Source organism: Nonomuraea sp. NPDC049750, from assembly GCF_040659625.1.
In the GTDB taxonomy this organism is placed as follows: domain Bacteria; phylum Actinomycetota; class Actinomycetes; order Streptosporangiales; family Streptosporangiaceae; genus Nonomuraea.
Genome location: NZ_JBFANB010000003.1, coordinates 640801 through 658639 on the forward strand (window position 1 = coordinate 640801; position 17839 = coordinate 658639).

Here is a 17839-nt window from a genome sequence, read left to right on the forward strand (position 1 = left end):
GCCCAGCTCGCCCTCGCCTTCGGGCAGCCTGTCGCCCAGCTCGTCGTCTTCCGGTCGTGTATCGCCCGCCTCACCCTCTCCCGCCCACTCATCGCCCGACTCGCCACCCGAGTGGCCGGGGACTCCGTGGGGCGCCTCACTGACCGCGCTATCGAGTCCGTCGACCGGGCGGTCAGCCGCGCGATGGCCGGCCCCGCCGGAACGATCGGCCGTGGTCGGCGGGTCGACCGTAGGTGGGATGTCGGCTGTGGTGGGCAGGTCGGCCGCAGCTGCGACGTCGCCCGTGGCGGGCGGGTCAGCTGGAGCTGGGAGGCCGGTTGAGCGGGGGGCCACTCCGCAGGCTGGGGAGTCGGTCGCGCCGTGGGCCGACCCGTCTGGTGCTCCGCCTGCCGCGCCATCGGGTGCTCACCCAAGCACATCCTCGGCCAGTTCTGCGTCCGTACGGTCGGGGGCCTCGCCGGGGGCTTCGTCGGTCGGGCGACACGGCGCGCCTGCCACACCCCGGCACTCGGCGTCGAATGGTGTGCCGGGTGGCATGGCGCAAGTGGGGGAATCAGCTGTGGCCCCCGGGCCCGCGAGCGGCTCGGTTTCCGGGGGCGGCTTGGACTCCGGGAGTGGGCCGGACTCAGCGGGTGGCTCGGCGTTCGTGGAGGGCGCAGGGGTTACCGGCGCCGGGGTCAGCGGTGGCGGGGTCAGCGTCGGTGCGGGTGGGCCGGGCGCTGGGCTGACGGGTGGGATGGGGATGTTCGGGGGGTCGGCGGCGGCCATTCTGGGGCTCTCACCCGACAGCGCTTCGACGATCTCGGGCACTGCGGTGCTTGGGCCGCAGGGAGGTGGGGTCGGGTCGGCCGCCCTGCGGGAAGGCGGGGCCGGGGCCAGTGGTCCTGGTCGGCAGGAGGTTGGGGCCGGAGGTTCTGGGTGGCAGGGGAATGGGGCCGGGACAACTGGGCGGCAGACGGTCGCTGAGCGGGACTGGTTCGAGCGGTCGCATCGGCCGCCGAGGTTGGTCGGTTACCGGCCCTACGGTGTGCCTGGGGGGCTGGCGAAGCCCGATGCGCAGGTGGAGCACGATCTGGCGCAGGCGATTCCGCTCGGTACGCGGTTTCCCGATCCACGCGGCACGTGGGTCAGGCTGATCAACGGTGGCGGTCCGGCCGATGACCCGTTTCGTGCGTCCAATGCCGCCGACTGTGCGCTGGCCGTACTGTCCACCTGGCACGGCGAGCCCGCTGCGGCGGCGCCGAGGGTGGCGGAGTACGACCGGATCGGGCGGCCGCAGGTCACCGGTGAGCTCGGGGGCACTGCGCGGATCGAGCGGTGGGTGGGGCAGCGGTTCCAGTACCTGGGACAGGGGCGGCACGCCTATCCGATGGTGGCGCGGCGGCTGCTGGAAGCGGGGCACGGTGCGGCGGCCGTGATCGTGGTGCGCTGGCCCGGTGGCGGGTCTCATGCGTGGAACGCCGTCAACTCGGGCGGCGAGGTGATCTGGATCGATGCCCAGCGGGGCCACATGGCCGTCGAACCGCCCTATACGACCGTGACCGGGGTGTTCTGCGTGATCGTCGACAGGCAGGGGCAACCACGATGAACCTCGACCAGGCCAGGGCGTTGGCGGAGGAGTACTTCAACGGGGTGCGGCGGGCGGACGACTCCGTCTCGGTGGGGATTCATGGGTTCAATGAGGGTTACGTCGCTTGGGTGCGAGAGCCTGAGCTCGATGACCCGGCGACCCTGCCCAGTACGGTCGGCGGGGGCTGCATCGTGATCGACAAGGTGTCCGGCGAGGTGGTCACCCGGCCGCTCCTCGATCCGGAAACGGTCGCCGAGCTGTGGCCCGGCCGCACTCCTCGCTGACCGGCCGTATCTCTCATTGGCCAGGTGAGCGGGGTCCGCGTGTTGTGGGGCATTGTCCCCGGGGTCGGGAGGCTCGGCTTCTGGTATCCGCCGGGGCCGGGGTGCGGGACGGCGAGGGATGCGGCTCGCCGCCCCGCATAGTCTCTTTCCGGAAATTGTCGTCTTTATCGTGATTTGTCGGGGTTTATCCGGTTGCTAGTGAGCCCACGATCGACGCCCGAGCCGCCCGCCGCGCAGGCAGTACCGCGGCCAGCACCCCGGCCAGCCCCGACAGCACCACGAACAGCACGATCTGTCCCACCGGCAGCACGAACCAGGCGCCGTCGATCATCGCCCGCATCGCCGCCCACCCGAACACGCCGCCGAGCACCACCCCGACCACCGCCCCGATGAGCCCGAGCACCAGCGCCTCCACCGAGAGCATCCGCCGCAGCTGAGGCCTGGTCAGCCCGAGGGCCCGCAGCAGCGCCGACTCCCTGGTCCGTTCATGTACCGACAGCGACAGCGTGTTGGCGATGCCGAGCAGCGAGATCAGGATCGCCAGGCCCAGCAGCCCGGTGATGATCATCAGCAACATGTCCAGCGTGTCGTCGAACTGCCCGCGCACCTCCGTCGCGCTCGTCACCTGGACCATCGGGTAAGCCGCCGTCGCCGCGTCCACCGCCTTGCGGGCCTGTGCGGTGGGTACGCCGTCCTTGATGTTCACCATCAACCGCGTGTCGGGTATCTGACCGAAGTACTCGTCGAAGGGCCGCTCGGCCACGGTGAACATCGGCAGGGACGCATCGCCCGCGAGAACGGCGACCACCCGCAACGTGACGGTCCCGGCCTTGGCGGTCCGCACCGCGACCGTGCCGCCGACCCGCAGCCCGAACTGGCCGGCCGCGGGGGCGGTCACCGCGACCTGCCCCGGCTCCAGCCGGTCCATCGAACCGGACCGTACCTCCGGCTTGAAGGGTCCGTTGAACGTGCCGACCTGTACCGAATCACCGGAGCCGGAGATCTTGGCCTTGGCCGCGCGGATCTGTACGACCGAGGACAGCTCCGGACTGCGCCGCAACGAGTCGGCCACCGACCGGGGGACGGCGGCCTCGCGCTCCTGAGTGGCCACCAGGTAGTCGACGGGGAACTGGTTGTCGAGCTTGGCCGTCATCGTCACCCGCGTCGAGGCCGTGACCACCGAGATCAGCGTCATGAGCGTCACGCCGATCGTCAGCGCCACGGTCGTGGTGGCGGCCCGGCGGGGGTTGCGTCCGGAGTTGTCCACGGCCAGCCGTCCCGGTACGCCGAACAGCCTGGCCGGGATCCAGCCGATCAGCGCGCTCAGCGGCTTGACCAGAACTGGTCCCAGGACCAGTACCGCCAGGAAGGTCAGCGCGCCACCGCCCATGACGACGAAGAGCGGCACCATCTGGCCCGGCTCCATCACCAGCGCCCCGTAGCCGGCCGTGCCGAGCCCGGCGACGAGGAAGAGCGTGGCGAGGAGCACGCGTACGACGCCGGTACGGAACGTCTGCTCCTCCACCTGCGTGCGCAGCGCCGCGATCGGCGCGACCCGGGTGGCGGCCCGCGCGGGCAGCAGCGCCGCCCCCACGGTGACCAGCAGGCCGAGGCCCAGCCCGCTGAGCATCGCGACCGGCGTCAGCGCGATGGCCGCGTTCGTGGGCAGCGGGGCGTCGAGCGCGCCGAGTACGGCCAGCGTGGCCGCGCCCAGGCCGTAGCCCGCGAGCAGGCCGAGCGCGGACGACAGGAGGCCGACAGCGGTGGACTCCAGGATGATCGAGCCGAACACCTGCCCGCGCGTGGCGCCGATGCAGCGCAGCAGCGCCATCTCCCTGGCCCGCTGCGCGACGAGGATGTTGAAGGTGTTGTAGATGACCAGCGCGGCCACCAGCATGGCCACCAGGCCGAACAGCAGCAGACCGGTGGTCAGCGACTCCATCTGGATGCCGGACGCGGCCGCCAGGCTCTTGGCGAGCTCCGCGCCCGTCCTGACCTTCGCTCCCGCTCCGGCGGCGGCGGCGACCGCCTGCTTGAGCCCCGCGCCGTCGCCCGCGATGTCGATCTCGGCGAAGCCCTTGGCGCCGGTCATCCGCTGAGCCGTGGCCGGGGTGAAGCCGATCGCGCCGGTGTAGGCCAGCTCCTGGTCCAGGCCGGTGTCCATGATGCCGACCAGCCTGAACCGCTGCTCGCGGTGCCGGGAGTCGAGCACGGTGATCGTGTCGCCGAGCTTGAGGCCCTGGGCCTTGGCGGTGTTCTGGTCGAGCACCGCCACCTGGTCGTCGGATCCGGGGCCGGTGCCGCTGATCATGGTGGTGCGGTCGAGCCGGCCGGACACGATCGAGACGGCCGTGGTCGGCGCGTTCCCGACTACCTTGCCGTCCTTGCCCAGCAACGGCGCGCTGCCGCGGATCAGCCCTTGCGCCTCCAGCACGCCGGGCAGGCCGCGCACCTGGTCGAGCAGGCGTTCCGGTAGCACCGCCTCGCGGTCCTCGGGCAGTACGGCCAGGCCGACCTTGTCCGCCTCGGCCGTGGCCTGCTGCGACAGGCCGGCTTTCATGGTGTCGGTCAGCACGAACGTACCCGCGATGAAGCCGACGCCCAGCGTGATCGCCAGCGAGGTGAGCAGCAGCCGCAGTTTGTGCGCGCGCAGCCCGGCCAGCGTCGTCCTCAGCAACTCAGGCCTCCAGCTTCATCAGCGTGTCGAGCACCGACTGCGGTGAGGGCGCGCTGATCTCGCTGACCAGCTCGCCGTCGCGCAGGAACACCACGCGGTCGGCGTACGCCGCGGCCACCGGGTCGTGCGTGACCATGACGATGGTCTGGCCGAGCTCGCGTACGGACGTGCGCAGGAACGACAGCACCTCGGCGCCGCTACGCGAGTCGAGGTTGCCCGTCGGCTCGTCGGCGAAGATCACCTGTGGCTTGCTGATCAGCGCCCTGGCCACGGCGACGCGCTGTTGCTGGCCGCCGGACAGCTCGGTCGGCTTGTGGGCGAGCCGGTCCCGCAGCCCGACCGTCTCGATGACGCGGTCGAAGAGCAGCCGGTCCGCCTGGCGGGCGGAGATCTCCAGGGGCAGGCGGATGTTCTGCTCGGCGGTCAGCGTCGGCAGCAGGTTGAACGCCTGGAAGATGAAGCCGATCCGCTCGCGGCGCAGCAGGGTGAGCTGTTTGTCGTTGAGCCCGGTGAGCTCCACGTCGCCGATGTGCACGGTGCCGGAGGTCGCGGTGTCGAGCCCGGCCAGGCAGTGCATCAGCGTGGACTTGCCGGAACCGGACGGGCCCATGATCGCGGTGAACGCGCCCGTCGCGAAGGCGACGTCCACGCCGCGGAGGGCGTGGACCCGCGCGTCGCCTTGGCCGTACACCTTGGTCAGCGCCTTGGCCACCACCGCCGCGGGGGCTTGTCGGCGGGTATCGGTGAGGGTCACGTTCACTCCTTGTCGTCTGCGGGAACGTGACCAACCTAGAAGCGGAAAATGCAGGAAATATGGGCCCCGAGGAGGGGTTTCGTGTAGGTCCTGAGATGACCCGGGTCAGCCTTTCGGCTGACGTGACGGGACCACCAGGCCCGCCTCGTACGCGTAGACCACCACCTGGGCCCGGTCCCGCAGCCCCAGCTTGGCCAGCACCCGGCCCAGGTGCGTCTTCACCGTGGCCTCCGCCACCTCCAGCTCGGTGGCGATCTCCAGGTTGGACAGGCCGCGGGCCACCATGAGCAGCACCTCGCGCTCGCGTGGCGTCAGCTCCGACGCGGCCGCGAGCTCCTGCGTCGGCAACTGCGCGGCGAACTTGGTGAGCATCCGCTTGAGCGTGCTCGGCGCCACCACGGCGTCGCCCGCGTGCACCGACCTGATCGCGGTCAGCAGGTCGGCCGGCGGCACGTCCTTGAGCAGGAAACCCGAGGCGCCCGCCTTGACCGCCGCGAAGGCGTACTCGTCGAGGTCGAAGGTGGTCAGGATGAGCACCTTGGGGCCGTCGATGCGCCGGGTGGCCTCCACGCCGTCCATCCTCGGCATGCGTACGTCCATGAGCACCACGTCCACCTCGACCTCGCGCAGCACCTCCAGCGCCCGTACCCCGTCACCGGCCTCGGCGACCACCTCGATGTCCGGCTGAGCGCCCAGCACCATCCTGAACCCGGCGCGCAGCAACTCCTGGTCGTCGACCAGCATCACCCGGATCATCAGGCCGCCCTCGTGCCCGGCACCGGCAGCCTGGCCAGCACCTCGAACCCGCCACCCGATCTCGGCCCGGCCGCCACCTCGCCGCCGTACATGCCGACCCGCTCGCGCATCCCCACCAGCCCGTGCCCGTCGGGGCTGCGTGGTGCCGCCGCGCCCCTGCCGTCGTCGGTCACCCGCACGACCAGCTCGCGCCCGGCGTACCGCAGCTCGACCAGCGCGCGGACGCCGGGGCCGCCGTGCTTGAGCGCGTTCGTCAGCGCCTCCTGCACGATGCGGTAGACCGCGAGCTGCTGCCCCTCGGGCAGCTCGCCCGGCGGCCCGCCGACCCGCAGCCGCGCGGGCACGCCCGCGCCGCGCACCAGCTCCTCCAGCTGCGCGAGGCCCGGCTGCGGCGTGTAGTCCGTCCCGTCGGACCCGTCCTCCCGCAGCACGCCGACCAGCCTGCGCATCTCGGCGAGCGCCTCGCGCCCGGTCTTGGAGATGGCGTGTACGGCCTGCCGCGCCTGGTCGGGGTCGCTGTCGATGGCGTACCCGGCGCCGTCGGCCTGGACCACCATCACGCTGACGTTGTGAGCCACCACGTCGTGCAACTCCCTGGCGATCCTGGTGCGCTCGGCCGCGGCCGCCATCCGGGCCTGCTGGTCGCGCTCGCGCTCGGCCCGTTCCGCCCGCTCCTCCAGGCTCTCCAGATAGCGGCTGCGGGTCTTGGCGTACAGGCCGGTCAGCCAGACCGTCACGACGAGGATCGAGCCGCTGAAGAAGAGGCTGAACGTCGGCGCCTGCCAGTGCACCATGACCAGCAGCACGCCGACCTCGGCCACCGCGCCCGCGGCGATCGCCCAGCGGAACCCGCACCGGAAGGCCACCGAGTAGAGCGCCACCAGCACCGCGATGTTGGCCGGCATCGGATCGATCTTGGCCAACCACTGCCCGAAACAGGCCAGTGAGAGGATCGCGAAGACGGTCAGCGGCCAGTCACGCCGCCACAGCAGCGGGACGATCAGCACCGCGCAGAGCCCGAGGTAACCGGCCACCCCGATGTACAGGTTGCCGTTGTCGAACGGGCCGTTCTTCCCGTACGGCACGGCCATGAACAGGCAGAACACCGCCAGCGGCGCCACCCGGAGGGCGTCCATGAGCCTGCCGTGGCGTCCCGACCATCCCATTACCTTGCCGAACACATCATTACGATACGGAGGCTTCGGCGTGGGTTTGTCAGCCTGTAGGGGGAGGTTTGGGTACGACTCAGGTCTTACACCAGCCTTACGGGACGTAGGGCACTCTTGTCGTTGGGAGCGCCCTGAGGGGCGAGTAAAGGGAGATCGTGATGGCGGATCATGATCGTGACGCCGGGTCGCGTGGCGAAGAGGAAGCGCCACGCGACCCGACCCCTGGAGACCCTCCGCGCTCTGACGGCTTCCGCGACTTCTTCCGGCTGAAGCCCACGCCGATGCCCACCAAGACCGGTTAAGGCGCCCGCAGACCAGGCCCGCGGTCCAGGACCAGCAGATCGTGCTGCGCGGCCAGGAACCCGGCGTGAAACCGCGTACGGGCCCCCAGCCGCTCGCACAGCTCCTGCACCCGCCGCTGCACCGTACGCGGGCTGAGACCGAGCTGCCGCGCGATCGCGTCGTCCTTCATCCCCACCGCCAGCAGGGCGAGCACCTCGGTGTCGCCCGGCTGCGGCCATACGTCCCGCTCGATGTGCGCGGCCGGGTCCGCTGACAGCCGCAGTGGCACGGCCGCCTGCCACAGCACCTCGAACAGCCCGACGAGCGCGTCGAGCAACGCCGACGGGTGGACGACCAGCGCGCTCTCCACCGCCCGGTCCTCGTCGGACACCAGCGGCAGCATGGCCGTGCGGCCGTCGGCGATGGCCAGCTTGACGGGCACCTGCCCCAGCCGGGCCTGCTCGCCGTCGGCGATGGCCTGCCGCGTGTGCTCCAGCATGCCGGGCTCCTCGAACGCCAGCGGCCCGTAGATGCCGCGGACGACCGGGCCCTGGTGGGCGGCGCGCTGCTGGTTCTCCTGATCGTCTAAGATGTCGACCGCGTACGGCGGGCGCACCAGCACGAGCATCTCGGCCGTGACGCTGCGTTCGAGCTGGAGGTAGCGGCGGGCGACGGCGTAACGGCCGGTCACCACCTCCAGCACCTCCTCCGGATGCGGTCCGGTGCGGTCGGCCACCTCGGTGGCGAGCAGCGCCGCGGCGGCCCGGCTGTGCGTGATCTCCTCCTGGCGGCGGGCCACCAGCACGTCGATGGCGATGTTCGGCGGCGTGGCGATCAGCCGCAGGGGCCGGCCGGCCACCCGGGAGATCAGCCCGAGGTCCTCCAGCCGGGGCAGCATCCGGCGGATGGCGGCGTTGGACGCGCCGGTCTCGGTGGCCAGCTGGCTCAGCGTCGCGGGCCCGTGGCGGAGCAGCGCACGGTAGGCCGTCTCCTCGGTGACGCTGACGCCGAGGCCCTCCAGTAACCGCCGTTGCGCCATGCCGGCCCCCCGCTGTCCTGTCGTCTCGAACGCGAGCGTAGCCCAGGCGGGTTTACGACAAGTCGGGATCTCGCCAGACGAGTCCTATGGACCGGAACGCCCCCAGATCACTAGGAATTGGGTCGGCACTTTTCTCGCCTTCTGGAGGTGGCCGATGAGGCCCAGGCGTTGGACAGCGGTGGCCGCCTCCCTGGCGGTGGCCGCGGTCACCACGATCACCGGTACGGGCGCGCGGGCCGACGACGCTTCAGCCCTCGCGCGGGCCGACCGCGCTCCGGCCAACGGTGCTCCGGCTCTCGCGCCGGACCCCGCCAAGCACGGCTACGACATCACGCTGATCACCGGCGACCAGGTGCACGTCGCCGTCGCCGCCGACGGCCGCCAGAAGGCGAGCGTCACGGCCGCCCCGCGCGGGGACGGGCCGCCGGCCGGTTTCCGGATCACCGAGGACGGTGGGCAGCTCACCGTGCTGCCCAGCGACGTGGAGGGGCTGGTCCCCGGCCGCCTCGACCCCGAGCTCTTCAACGTGACCGCCCTCGCCGCGCAGGGCTACACCGACGAGCGGTCGGACGCCATCTCCCTCATCGTCACGTACGGGAAACAGAGCGCGATGCCGGCCGTCCCCGCGCTGAAGGCGGTCCGCACGCTGGAGAGCATCGGCGGTTCGGGCGTCCGGCTGGCCAAGAGCGCGGCGCGGGGCTTCGGTGGCCAGCTGTCCGCGCTGGCGGCGGGCCGTACGAAGAGCCCGCTCGATGGCGTCACCAAGATCTGGCTGGACCGCAAGGTGGAGCCGGCGCTGGACCGCAGCGTGCCGCAGATCGGCGCGCCGGCCGCGTGGTCGGCGGGCTACGACGGCGCGGGCACGACGGTCGCGGTCCTGGACACCGGCGTCGACACCGGGCACCCGGACCTGGCGGGGAAGGTCGCCGACGAGCGTGACTTCACCGACAGCGGCAGCGCCACCGACGAGTTCGGGCACGGTACGCACGTCGCCGACATCATCGCGGGCAGCGGCGCGGCCTCCGGCGGCTCGCGCAAGGGTGTCGCGCCCGGCGTCAAGCTGCTCAACGGCCGGGTCCTGGACGCCAATGGCGAGGGGCTCAGCTCGTGGATCATCGACGGGATGGAATGGGCGGCGGGGGAGAAGCACGCCGACATCGTGAACATGAGCCTGGGCGACCCCAGCCCCGGCGGGCCGCTCACCGACGCCTTGGGCGCCCTGTACGCGGGCTACGGAACGCTGTTCGTGGTGGCGGCGGGCAACAGGGGCTGCGAAGCCTGCGTCGGGAGCCCCGGAGACGCCCCCGCCGCGCTGACCGTGGGCGCGGTCGACGGCCAGGACCGGCTGGCCGAGTTCTCCAGCTTCGGACCCGTCGGGCTGGAACGCGCGGTCAAGCCCGACATCACCGCTCCGGGCGTCGGCATCGTCGCGGCGCGGGCGAAGGGCACCTCGCTCGGCGAGCCGGTGGACGAGTACTACACCCGCCTGTCCGGCACCTCCATGGCCACCCCGCACGTCGCCGGGGCCGCCGCGCTCCTGCGGCAGTCACGCCCCGGCATCTCGGCCGGGGAGCTGAAGTCCCTGCTCATGGGTACGGCCAAGCCCATGCCCGACACCCCGGTGGACAAGCGGGGCACCGGCCGGGTGGACGTGGCCACGGCGCTCGGGGAGCCGGTGCTGACCGCCGAGGGCTCGGTCGACTTCGGTCTGTCCGAAGTGTCCTCCGGACAGCCGGTGACCCGCGAGGTCACCTACCGCAATCCCGGCAAGACCCCGGTCACCCTCGGCCTGGCCACCGGCGGCCCGTTCAGCGTCTCGCCCGCCGGGCTGACCCTGCCCGGCGGGGCGCAGGCCACGGTCCGGCTCACCCTCGACCCGGCCAAGGCGCAGGCGGGTCGGCAGCGCGCGGAGCTCGTCGCGACGCCGCGCCAAGGGCCGCCGATCCGTACCTCGCTGACCGGCAACGTCGAGGTCAAGCGGGTCCGGCTGCGGGTGAGCGGGATCGCCAGGGACGGCCGCCCCGCCCAGGCGTACGCCGCCGCGCTGAACGTGGACGACGGGACCCGCGACGGCCGCGAGATGCCAGGGGACCCGGTGCGCCGGTGCGAGAGCGACCCGGGTGACTCGTGCGTGCTGGTGCCGCCCGGCACCTATTCCGTGCTCGGTGTCATCAAAACCCTGCGCCCGTCGGTCGACAGCATGGCCTACGGGGACCGAGGCACCGTGCTCAACCTGAGCTTCACCGGCGAGCCCGAGCTGAAGGTCACCGGTGACACCAAGGTCGTGCTCGACGCCCGCAAGGCGGTCGAGATGCGGGTCGACACGCCCGACCACGTGACCAAGCGGAACAGGGGCACCGCGACCAAGCTCATCTGGACCCGCGCGCCCGCCAAGGGCTCGCCGCTCACCGAGACGATCCTCCAGGACGAGAGCGCCGACGAGACGTACTACCTGCAGCCCACGAAGCGCGTCACCAAGGGCCGGTTCGCCGTCGCCACCCGCTGGCACCTGGAGGCGCCCGCCATCACCCTGCGTACCGCCGGGCTGGAGCTGAACCCCGACTACGTCGACCCCGTCTGGTTCAGCGACGTGTCGGCCGACTTCCCGCGCCTCGACGGCTCCGCGCTGCTCCCGGCCGTGGACGCCGGGACCGCTACGCCCGCGGACCTCAAGGGCCGCGACCTGCGCGGCCGGCTCGCGCTGATCCGCCGCACGGCCGACCTGACGGTCGCCGCCCAGTCCAACGCCGCCGCGGCGGCCGGGGCCCGGATGGTCGCGGTGTACGGAGACCTGCCGGTGTCCGAGAGCGGGGTGAAGCTGAAGGTCCCGACCGTCGCGCTCACCGGCAAGGAGGGCGCCCGGCTGGCCGGACGGCTGCGCAGGCTGCCGGTGCCGGTCCTGGCCAAGGGCGTCGTGGCCAGTCCGTACGTGTACGACCTGTACCTCAGCGAGGAGGGCAGGATCAGGGACCGGCCCGACCACACCCTGCGGACGAAGTCCCTGGCCCGGGTGGACTCGGACTTCTTCAGCCAGCTCGCCGACGACGTGACGCTCTCGGAGAACCGCTTCGGCTGGCAGCCGTGGGAGACCACCTCCTGGGACACCGGCCGGCCCGTCCCCCGTACGCCGCGCGACCGGGTCGACTACCTCACCGCCGGTCCCGGGGTGCGCTGGAGCAGCAGCATGGAGACGCCGGAGCGGCCCTACAACTACACGTGGGAGCACGACCAGGCCCACATCGGTGTCGCGGGCCCCGACGACGCGCCCTTCCGGGCCGGGGAGCGGATCGGCCGCACCTGGTTCAAGCAGCCGCTGCTGCCCGGCCCGGGTAAGGTCCGGCCGCTGCGCAGGGAGGGCGACCTGCTCCAGGTCGACATGTGGGGGCTCATCGACGCGGGGCGGAACACCGGCGTCGCCCAGACCGACAACTTCGAGACCGGCATGAAGACCGGCTGGCGGCTGTACCAGGGGGAGACGCTGCTGGCGCAGACCGAACGGCGCCCCCAGGGCATACTGCTCCTGCCGGCCGCCGCCGCCACGTATCGGATGGAGTACGACGTCGAGAACCGCGCCACCTGGGCCCGGCTGTCGACCAGGACGAAGACGGCCTGGACGTTCCCGTCGCAGCATGACGCCGGGTCGGGCACGACGATCCCGCTGCTGCTCGCCGACTATGACGTGGCGACGGACCTGAAGAACCAGGCCACCTCGCCGCGGCTCGGCCTGACCCTGCGCCACCAGGACGGCTCGGCGGCCGCCCCGATCAAGGACGTGTCGCTGGAGGTGTCGTACGACGACGGCGCCTCGTGGCGCGCGGTCCGGCGGCTCATCTCGAAGGGGAACGGCGCCTACGAGGCCACACTGGACCGGCCACGGTCCGCCGCACTCGTCTCGTTGCGCCTCAAGGCCACCGACACGCGCGGGGCGAGCCTGTCACAGGAGGTGATCAGGGCGTACGCGCTGAGGTAGCCCAGATGTGGGTAGCCGAGGTGCGGGCGGGGGGACTCGAACCCCCACAGTGTCGCCACCAACAGGACCTAAACCTGCCGCGTATGCCATTTCGCCACGCCCGCGCAGCCCCTGCCAGAGCGGGCCTGAGCCGAGTTTAGCGTCCCGGCAGTGCGCTGGGGGCCCGTCGCATGACCGGACGGGCCCCTGGCCTTTCAAGCCAGGCCGAGCTTCTTCTTCAGGCTCGCCACGTGGCCGGTCGCCTTCACGTTGTAGAGAGCTTGCTCGATCTTGCCGTCGGCGTCGATGACGAAGGTCGAGCGGATCACACCGACGACCTCCTTGCCGTACAGCTTCTTGGTGCCGTAAGCCCCGTACGCCTTGTGCACGTCAAGCTCCGGGTCCGACAGGAGCGGGAAGGTGAGCGAGTCACGCTCGGCGAACTTGACCAGCTTGGCCGGCTTGTCCTTCGACACGCCGAGCACCACGAAACCCTCGGCGGTCAGCTGGCCGAGGTTGTCGCGGAAGTCGCACGCCTGCTTGGTGCAGCCCGGCGTCATCGCGGCGGGGTAGAAATAGAGGATCACCCGCCGGCCGCGGTAGGTCTCGAGGGAGACGGTCTCGCCGTCGGCGGCGGGAAGGGTGAACTCGGGCGCGGCGTCGCCGGGCGCGAGCTTGGTTTCGGTCATGGGGCCCTCCAGAGTTCGTCGTGCAAAACCTACCGGCCTGCCCGGAGTGCCGGGCGGGTCGCCGACCTGACAGACTGATCAGCGAAGAGCGCTTCATCGATCACCGGGCGGAGCTCGCACGGAGCGCGGCCGAAAGGAGAGCCATGGCTGACACCGATCCCGACGAGCTGGAGCGGCGGATCGCGCGGACGCGCGCGGAGTTGGCGGACACGGTCGACGCCATCGCCGACCGGGTGAGCCCCAAGCGGGTCGCCGAGCGCACGGTGGCCGACGTGAAGACGCGGGCGAGCAATCTGGTGACCTCGGTCGGCGACGCGCTCGGGGTGACGCAGCGCCCCGTCGAGTACGCCGACGACCCCGACCAGCTGTGGGCCGAGGAGCGGCCCAGCCTGGCGCCGGTGCTGATCGGCGTGGGGGTCGTGCTGGTGGTCGGCGCCGCCATCACCCTCTGGCGCCGCCGTCGCCGCCGCTTCTAACGCGGCCTCCTGGGGCCCCGGGCACGACGGACCTTCCTCTTCCGCTCCCCCAGAGGGGGTATCTCGCCAAAGGGACGCCAGCCACGACGGACCGTCTTCATTCCCTCCCCCGGAGGGGGTATCCCGCCCAAGGGACGCCAGCCACGACGGACCGTCACAGGAGCCGAGACGGTCGTGTGACGAACCTCCCCGGGATCCAGAGCCGGCGTCAGAGGAACGTCCGCCCCTCCCCCCGGTACGTCGGCGCGGCCTCCACGACGGTGTCGCCGTCGACGAGGTGCAGCTCGCTGAAGCGCTCGCACATCTCGCCCGCCTTGGCGTGCCTGAACCAGACCCGATCGCCCACCCGCAGATCCCGGGCCGCCAGACCGAGCAGCGGCGTCTGCACCTCACCCGCGCCCTCGTCCCGCGTGTAACGAAGCCCAGCGGGCAGGTACGGCTGCGGCAGCAGACTCGTCCCCGGCCGCCCGGAGGCCAGATAGCCGCCCCCGAGCACCGTCACCGCGTCCGGCCCCGGCCGCCGCACGACCGGGAGCGCGAACAGCGCGGCCGGCCGGCCGGTGAAGGCGCGGTAGAAGTCGAAGAGCCGCGGATGGAAGAACCCGGAGCCCGCCGCCACCTCGGTGATCGCCTTCTCCCGCACGGTCCGCTCGATGGAGCCGGTGCCGCCGCCGTTGACGAACTCCAGGTCGCAGACCTGCCGGACGGCGTTCACGAGGCGGCCGCGGCGCAGGACCAGCTCGCGGGCCGACAGGCTCTGCATGATCCGGATGGCCCGGACATACGCGGCGTTGCCCGGCTGATCATCGCCGACCCCCGCGATCTGCCCCTCGTACGCCATCAGACCCGCCAGACGGAAGCCGGGCCGCTTGGCGATCTCGGCGGCCAGGTCGGCGGCCTGCTCGGGTTCGCGGATCGTGGAGCGCAGGGTCCCCGCCCGGAACCTGCCGCCCAGAGCGACATATCCCGCGTCGAGGTCCATCGATAACCGGATCTCCGACCGCGAACGGACCGCCGCCACCGCGTCGTCGACATAGTCGAGATGCTCGGCGGCGTCGATGGTCAGCGTGATCTCACCGGCCGCCCGCGCGTCCCCGGCCAGCGTCGCGAGCGCCTGCCTGTCCGCCGTCGGGTAGGCCACGAGTACGTCGGTGAACCCCCGCTCGACCAGCCAGAGCGCCTCGGGCAGCGTGAAGGCCATGATGCCGTGGAAACCGTCCATGGCCAGGATGCGTTCCATGACCGAGCGGCAGCGGATCGACTTGCTCGCCACCCGGATCGGCTTGCCGGCCGCGCGCCGTACGAGATCGGCCGCGTTGGCGCGCATGGCCGCGAGATCGAGGATCGCCAACGGCGGTTCGAGCGCCCTGGTAGCGCTGTCATAGCGGCGGAGATCGTTCATAAAGGCAGCTTAACGACATATCGGGCGAATGAATATGAGGGCAGTTCATCTTAATTGCGGCCCTCGTAATGATCCTGCAAACCGGCGGCGAGGGCAGGGTCCGGGCCATGCCCGGTCCGTGTACCTCTGGCGTTGTGACCACCCTCCAGCAGATACTGTCCGGCGCCGGGATCGTCGCGCAGGAGAGCCCGCTGCGCAGGTCGGGCCGGGTGCTCAGACCGGCGCGTACGCCCGCCGGGACCGTCGTGGCACTCACGCTGACCGCCGGGCTGTGGCTCGGCGCCGCCGAGGTGGTCTCCGCCCTGCTGGGCCGGCCGCTCGGCTGGCTGCCGGTGTCCGACCTCCTCGACCTCGCGGCCCATCGCGCCTGGGCGCAGTTGTCCCTGCCCGCCGTGGTGACCATGGCCGTGGGGGTCGTGATGTTGCTGCTGGCCGCCGTACCCGGCCGGTGCAGGCTCGTGCCGGTCGAGACGTCCGACCCGCTGATCGTCATCGGCATCACCCGGGCCGGCCTCCGCCGTACGCTGCGGGCCGTCGCCCAGGAAGTCGACGGCGTGCAACGAGCGCGGGTACGGCTGCGCAGGCGCACGATCGAGGTCGTGGTCATCACCGGCCCGGAGAGCTCCGGTTCGATGCTCAAACAGGTCGGCACCGCGGTCGGTGACCGGTTGGCGGGCGTGGGCACCCTGGCCGCGGGCGAGGTCGTCGTACGGCTGCGCCGGAGAGGGCTGTGATGCGGCCGTACGTAGGCAACCGGAGGCGGCGGTACGTGGGCAACCGGAGGGGGCTGTGATGCGGCAGTACGCGGGCAACCGGATCGGCCTGGCCGTGGTCGGCGGGCTGCTGCTGCTCCTGGGCGGCTACGCCTGGCTGCGCGGCAAGGACAAGCTGCCGGGCCTGTCACCGCGCGCCAAGGTGCTGCCGGACCAGACCGCCCAGACCATCGCCGACCAGACCTGGGCCTTGTGGCTGGTGGCGCTGGTCATGCTGGTGCTGGCGTTGGTGACGTTCCGCTGGCTGCTGCTCTGCCTCGGGTGGGGCCGCCGCGGCACCCGCAGCGGCACGGGCACGGCCATGCTCTGCATCGGCCTGAAGGACGTGGAGGGTCTCACCGGGGTCAGCGCCCGCGTGGTCGGGGACGCCGCCCGCCTGCGCATCTCGCTCTGCTGCCCCGCCTCGGCCGACGTCGGCGCGGTGGTCCACAAACTGGACCGGGAGATCGTCAGCCGGATCCGCCGAGAGGTCCGCGATGACGAGGTCGGCACCGTGGTCCGGGTCCACGTCCGACGGTGTCCCTCAGTCCGCCGGTAGTGCCCGGCGCGGCGGCTCGTACGGCACCGCGGCGCGGTCGGTGTCGAAGGTCTGAACGTCCGGTCCGGTCGAGCCCCCATATGTGGTGATCTTGTACTCGACGGCCGTGAGGGAGAGGGTCAGCTCACGGATCCGGCGGCGGATGGTGTCGCGATGCTCGATCAGCAGGTCGAGCCGCTCGGGTGTGGTGTGCTGCCCGGCGTCGACGAGCGAGATGTAGTGCTGCAGGTCGCGCATCGGCATGCCGGACAGCCGCATCCGGGTGAGGAACACCAGGCGCCGCACCGCCTGGGCGTCGTAGACGCGATGACCGTTGCCGTCGCGGGCCACCTCGACCAGCCCGGCCCGCTCGTAGTAGCGCAGCGTGTGGGGCGAGATGTCGAGCAGGTCGGCGAGCTCGGCGATCGTCATCGACTCGGGTACGTCGGCCAGGTCGGTGAGGCGGTGGATCGCCTCGACCGACAGCGGGCCGTCGTCCCCGAGCGTGTCGAGCGCCCTGGTCATCAGTTCGTCGGTGGCCATGACAACCAGCTTAAATCGGGCGTACCGCGACTGGGACACCCTCGAAGTCGGCGCTGCGCGAGGTCTCGGCCCACCGCTCGACCTCGTCCAGGCCGCGCCGGTACGCGCCCGAGATGCGCTCGACCGCCTCGCGCCCGAGCGGCAGCCGCAGCGGCACCTCGTCACTGTGCGCGAGGGACACGATGATCTCGGCCGCCCGCGCCGGGTCGCCCTCCTGGAGGCCGTCGGCCCCGGCCATGTCCGCCCGGACGTTGGCGAGCAGCTCACGGTAGGTCTCGGACTCCTTGACGAACTCCAGCACGTCGTTGGCGTGGAAGTCGGTCCTGAACCGGCTGGGCTCGACGATCATCACGCGGATCCCGAGCGGCGCGACCTCCCCGGCCAGGGCCTCGGACCAGCCTTCGAGGGCGAACTTCGACGCGGAGTACGCCGACACGCCGGGGAAGGACATCCGCCCACCCTGGCTGCTCATCTGCACGATCGTGCCGGTGCCCCGCGCGTGCATCGCGGGCAGCGCCGCGCGGACGAGTGCGGCCGGGCCGAACAGGTGCAAGTCCATCAGCTCACGCAACTGCGCGTCGCCGATCTCCTCGACCGCGCCGACCATGCCCCGGCCCGCGTTGTTGACGAGCACGTCGAGCTGCCCGAAGTGGTCGAGGGTCTTCTGTACGAGGTCCGCGGCGGCGGTGGTGTCCCGGACGTCGAACGTGGCGATCAGGCAGGCGTCCGGGTACGCGGCCTTCAGGTCGGCCACGCTCTCGGGCCGGCGTACCGCCGCCACCACGTGGTCGCCCGCCGCGAGCGCCGCCTCCGCGAGTGCGCGCCCGAGTCCGCGGGACGCGCCGGTGATGATCCAGGTCTGTGTCTGTGTCTGTGTCGTCATGTCGGCGACGCTATGGCTTTGAGCGCACTCGAACGCAAACCCGCTTTTAACGCGAGCACGCGAACGCGAGCGCGCT

16 protein-coding genes and 1 tRNA gene are annotated in these 17839 nt (G+C 71.7%); 7 read left to right on the forward strand and 10 right to left on the reverse strand.

Going from position 1 to position 17839, the window contains the following annotated elements:
• Positions 1–1060 precede the first annotated feature (1060 nt).
• Positions 1061–1588, forward strand: a complete 528-nt coding sequence (locus AB0J16_RS11430) for a toxin glutamine deamidase domain-containing protein (protein ID WP_358537314.1) — start codon at positions 1061–1063, stop codon at positions 1586–1588.
• Positions 1585–1854 carry a hypothetical protein gene (locus tag AB0J16_RS11435; RefSeq protein ID WP_357942781.1) on the forward strand — a complete coding sequence of 90 codons (270 nt, stop codon included), beginning with the start codon at positions 1585–1587 and terminating at the stop codon, positions 1852–1854. Before AB0J16_RS11430 ends, AB0J16_RS11435 begins: the two co-directional genes overlap by 4 nt.
• Before the next feature lie 184 nt (positions 1855–2038).
• On the opposite strand, the gene AB0J16_RS11440 is transcribed toward AB0J16_RS11435, so the two are convergent.
• The 4 genes from AB0J16_RS11440 to AB0J16_RS11455 all read right to left on the reverse strand — a co-directional run bounded on the left by AB0J16_RS11440 (position 2039) and on the right by AB0J16_RS11455 (position 7222).
• A complete protein-coding gene (locus AB0J16_RS11440) occupies positions 2039–4531 on the reverse strand; it encodes an FtsX-like permease family protein (RefSeq protein WP_358537317.1) in 2493 nt (830 codons plus the stop codon).
• A gap of 1 nt (position 4532) precedes the next feature.
• Entirely contained in the window at positions 4533–5285 is a 753-nt protein-coding gene (locus AB0J16_RS11445) for an ABC transporter ATP-binding protein (protein WP_358537319.1), read from the reverse strand.
• Positions 5286–5390: 105 nt separating this feature from the next.
• Positions 5391–6041, reverse strand: coding sequence for a response regulator transcription factor (locus AB0J16_RS11450; RefSeq protein WP_358537321.1), 651 nt, complete (start codon positions 6039–6041; stop codon positions 5391–5393).
• Complete coding sequence (locus tag AB0J16_RS11455; RefSeq protein ID WP_358537324.1) at positions 6041–7222, reverse strand: sensor histidine kinase; 1182 nt, start codon at positions 7220–7222, stop codon at positions 6041–6043. Before AB0J16_RS11455 ends, AB0J16_RS11450 begins: the two co-directional genes overlap by 1 nt.
• A 146-nt stretch (positions 7223–7368) precedes the next feature.
• On the opposite strand from AB0J16_RS11455, the gene AB0J16_RS11460 reads away from it, so the two are divergent.
• Positions 7369–7512, forward strand: coding sequence for a hypothetical protein (locus AB0J16_RS11460; protein WP_358537326.1), 144 nt, complete (start codon positions 7369–7371; stop codon positions 7510–7512).
• On the opposite strand, the gene AB0J16_RS11465 is transcribed toward AB0J16_RS11460, so the two are convergent.
• Positions 7509–8531 carry a helix-turn-helix domain-containing protein gene (locus AB0J16_RS11465; protein WP_358537329.1) on the reverse strand — a complete coding sequence of 341 codons (1023 nt, stop codon included), beginning with the start codon at positions 8529–8531 and terminating at the stop codon, positions 7509–7511. The genes AB0J16_RS11460 and AB0J16_RS11465 overlap by 4 nt on opposite strands.
• 154 nt (positions 8532–8685) lie before the next feature.
• On the opposite strand from AB0J16_RS11465, the gene AB0J16_RS11470 reads away from it, so the two are divergent.
• On the forward strand, positions 8686–12501 hold the full coding sequence (locus AB0J16_RS11470; protein ID WP_358537331.1) for a S8 family serine peptidase: 3816 nt from the start codon (positions 8686–8688) through the stop codon (positions 12499–12501).
• A gap of 21 nt (positions 12502–12522) precedes the next feature.
• On the opposite strand, the gene AB0J16_RS11475 is transcribed toward AB0J16_RS11470, so the two are convergent.
• Together AB0J16_RS11475 and bcp are read right to left on the reverse strand one after the other, a co-directional pair.
• Positions 12523–12605, reverse strand: a tRNA-Leu gene (locus tag AB0J16_RS11475).
• 90 nt (positions 12606–12695) lie between these two features.
• Positions 12696–13169, reverse strand: a complete 474-nt coding sequence (gene bcp / locus AB0J16_RS11480; RefSeq protein ID WP_358537333.1) for a thioredoxin-dependent thiol peroxidase — start codon at positions 13167–13169, stop codon at positions 12696–12698.
• Positions 13170–13312: 143 nt separating this feature from the next.
• Between bcp and AB0J16_RS11485 the strand changes: the two genes are divergently transcribed.
• Positions 13313–13645: a DUF3618 domain-containing protein gene (locus tag AB0J16_RS11485; protein WP_357942799.1), complete on the forward strand. Its 333-nt coding sequence runs from the start codon at positions 13313–13315 to the stop codon at positions 13643–13645.
• A 208-nt stretch (positions 13646–13853) separates the two neighbouring features.
• Here the strand turns inward: AB0J16_RS11485 and AB0J16_RS11490 are convergent, their stop codons facing one another.
• Positions 13854–15047, reverse strand: coding sequence for an amino acid deaminase/aldolase (locus AB0J16_RS11490; RefSeq protein ID WP_358537335.1), 1194 nt, complete (start codon positions 15045–15047; stop codon positions 13854–13856).
• Between the two features lie 134 nt (positions 15048–15181).
• Between AB0J16_RS11490 and AB0J16_RS11495 the strand changes: the two genes are divergently transcribed.
• Both AB0J16_RS11495 and AB0J16_RS11500 read left to right on the forward strand, forming a co-directional pair.
• Positions 15182–15781 carry a DUF6286 domain-containing protein gene (locus tag AB0J16_RS11495; RefSeq protein ID WP_358537338.1) on the forward strand — a complete coding sequence of 200 codons (600 nt, stop codon included), beginning with the start codon at positions 15182–15184 and terminating at the stop codon, positions 15779–15781.
• Between the two features lie 58 nt (positions 15782–15839).
• On the forward strand, positions 15840–16358 hold the full coding sequence (locus AB0J16_RS11500; protein ID WP_358537341.1) for a hypothetical protein: 519 nt from the start codon (positions 15840–15842) through the stop codon (positions 16356–16358).
• Here the strand turns inward: AB0J16_RS11500 and AB0J16_RS11505 are convergent.
• Together AB0J16_RS11505 and AB0J16_RS11510 are read right to left on the reverse strand one after the other, a co-directional pair.
• The gene (locus AB0J16_RS11505; protein ID WP_358537343.1) at positions 16344–16880 is read right to left on the reverse strand and encodes a MerR family transcriptional regulator; all 537 of its coding nucleotides are present in this window, start codon (positions 16878–16880) and stop codon (positions 16344–16346) included. The genes AB0J16_RS11500 and AB0J16_RS11505 overlap by 15 nt on opposite strands.
• Positions 16881–16890: 10 nt before the next feature.
• Positions 16891–17763 (reverse strand): SDR family NAD(P)-dependent oxidoreductase, encoded by an 873-nt coding sequence (locus tag AB0J16_RS11510; RefSeq protein WP_358537345.1) that lies wholly within the window; start codon positions 17761–17763, stop codon positions 16891–16893.
• Positions 17764–17839 lie beyond the last annotated feature (76 nt).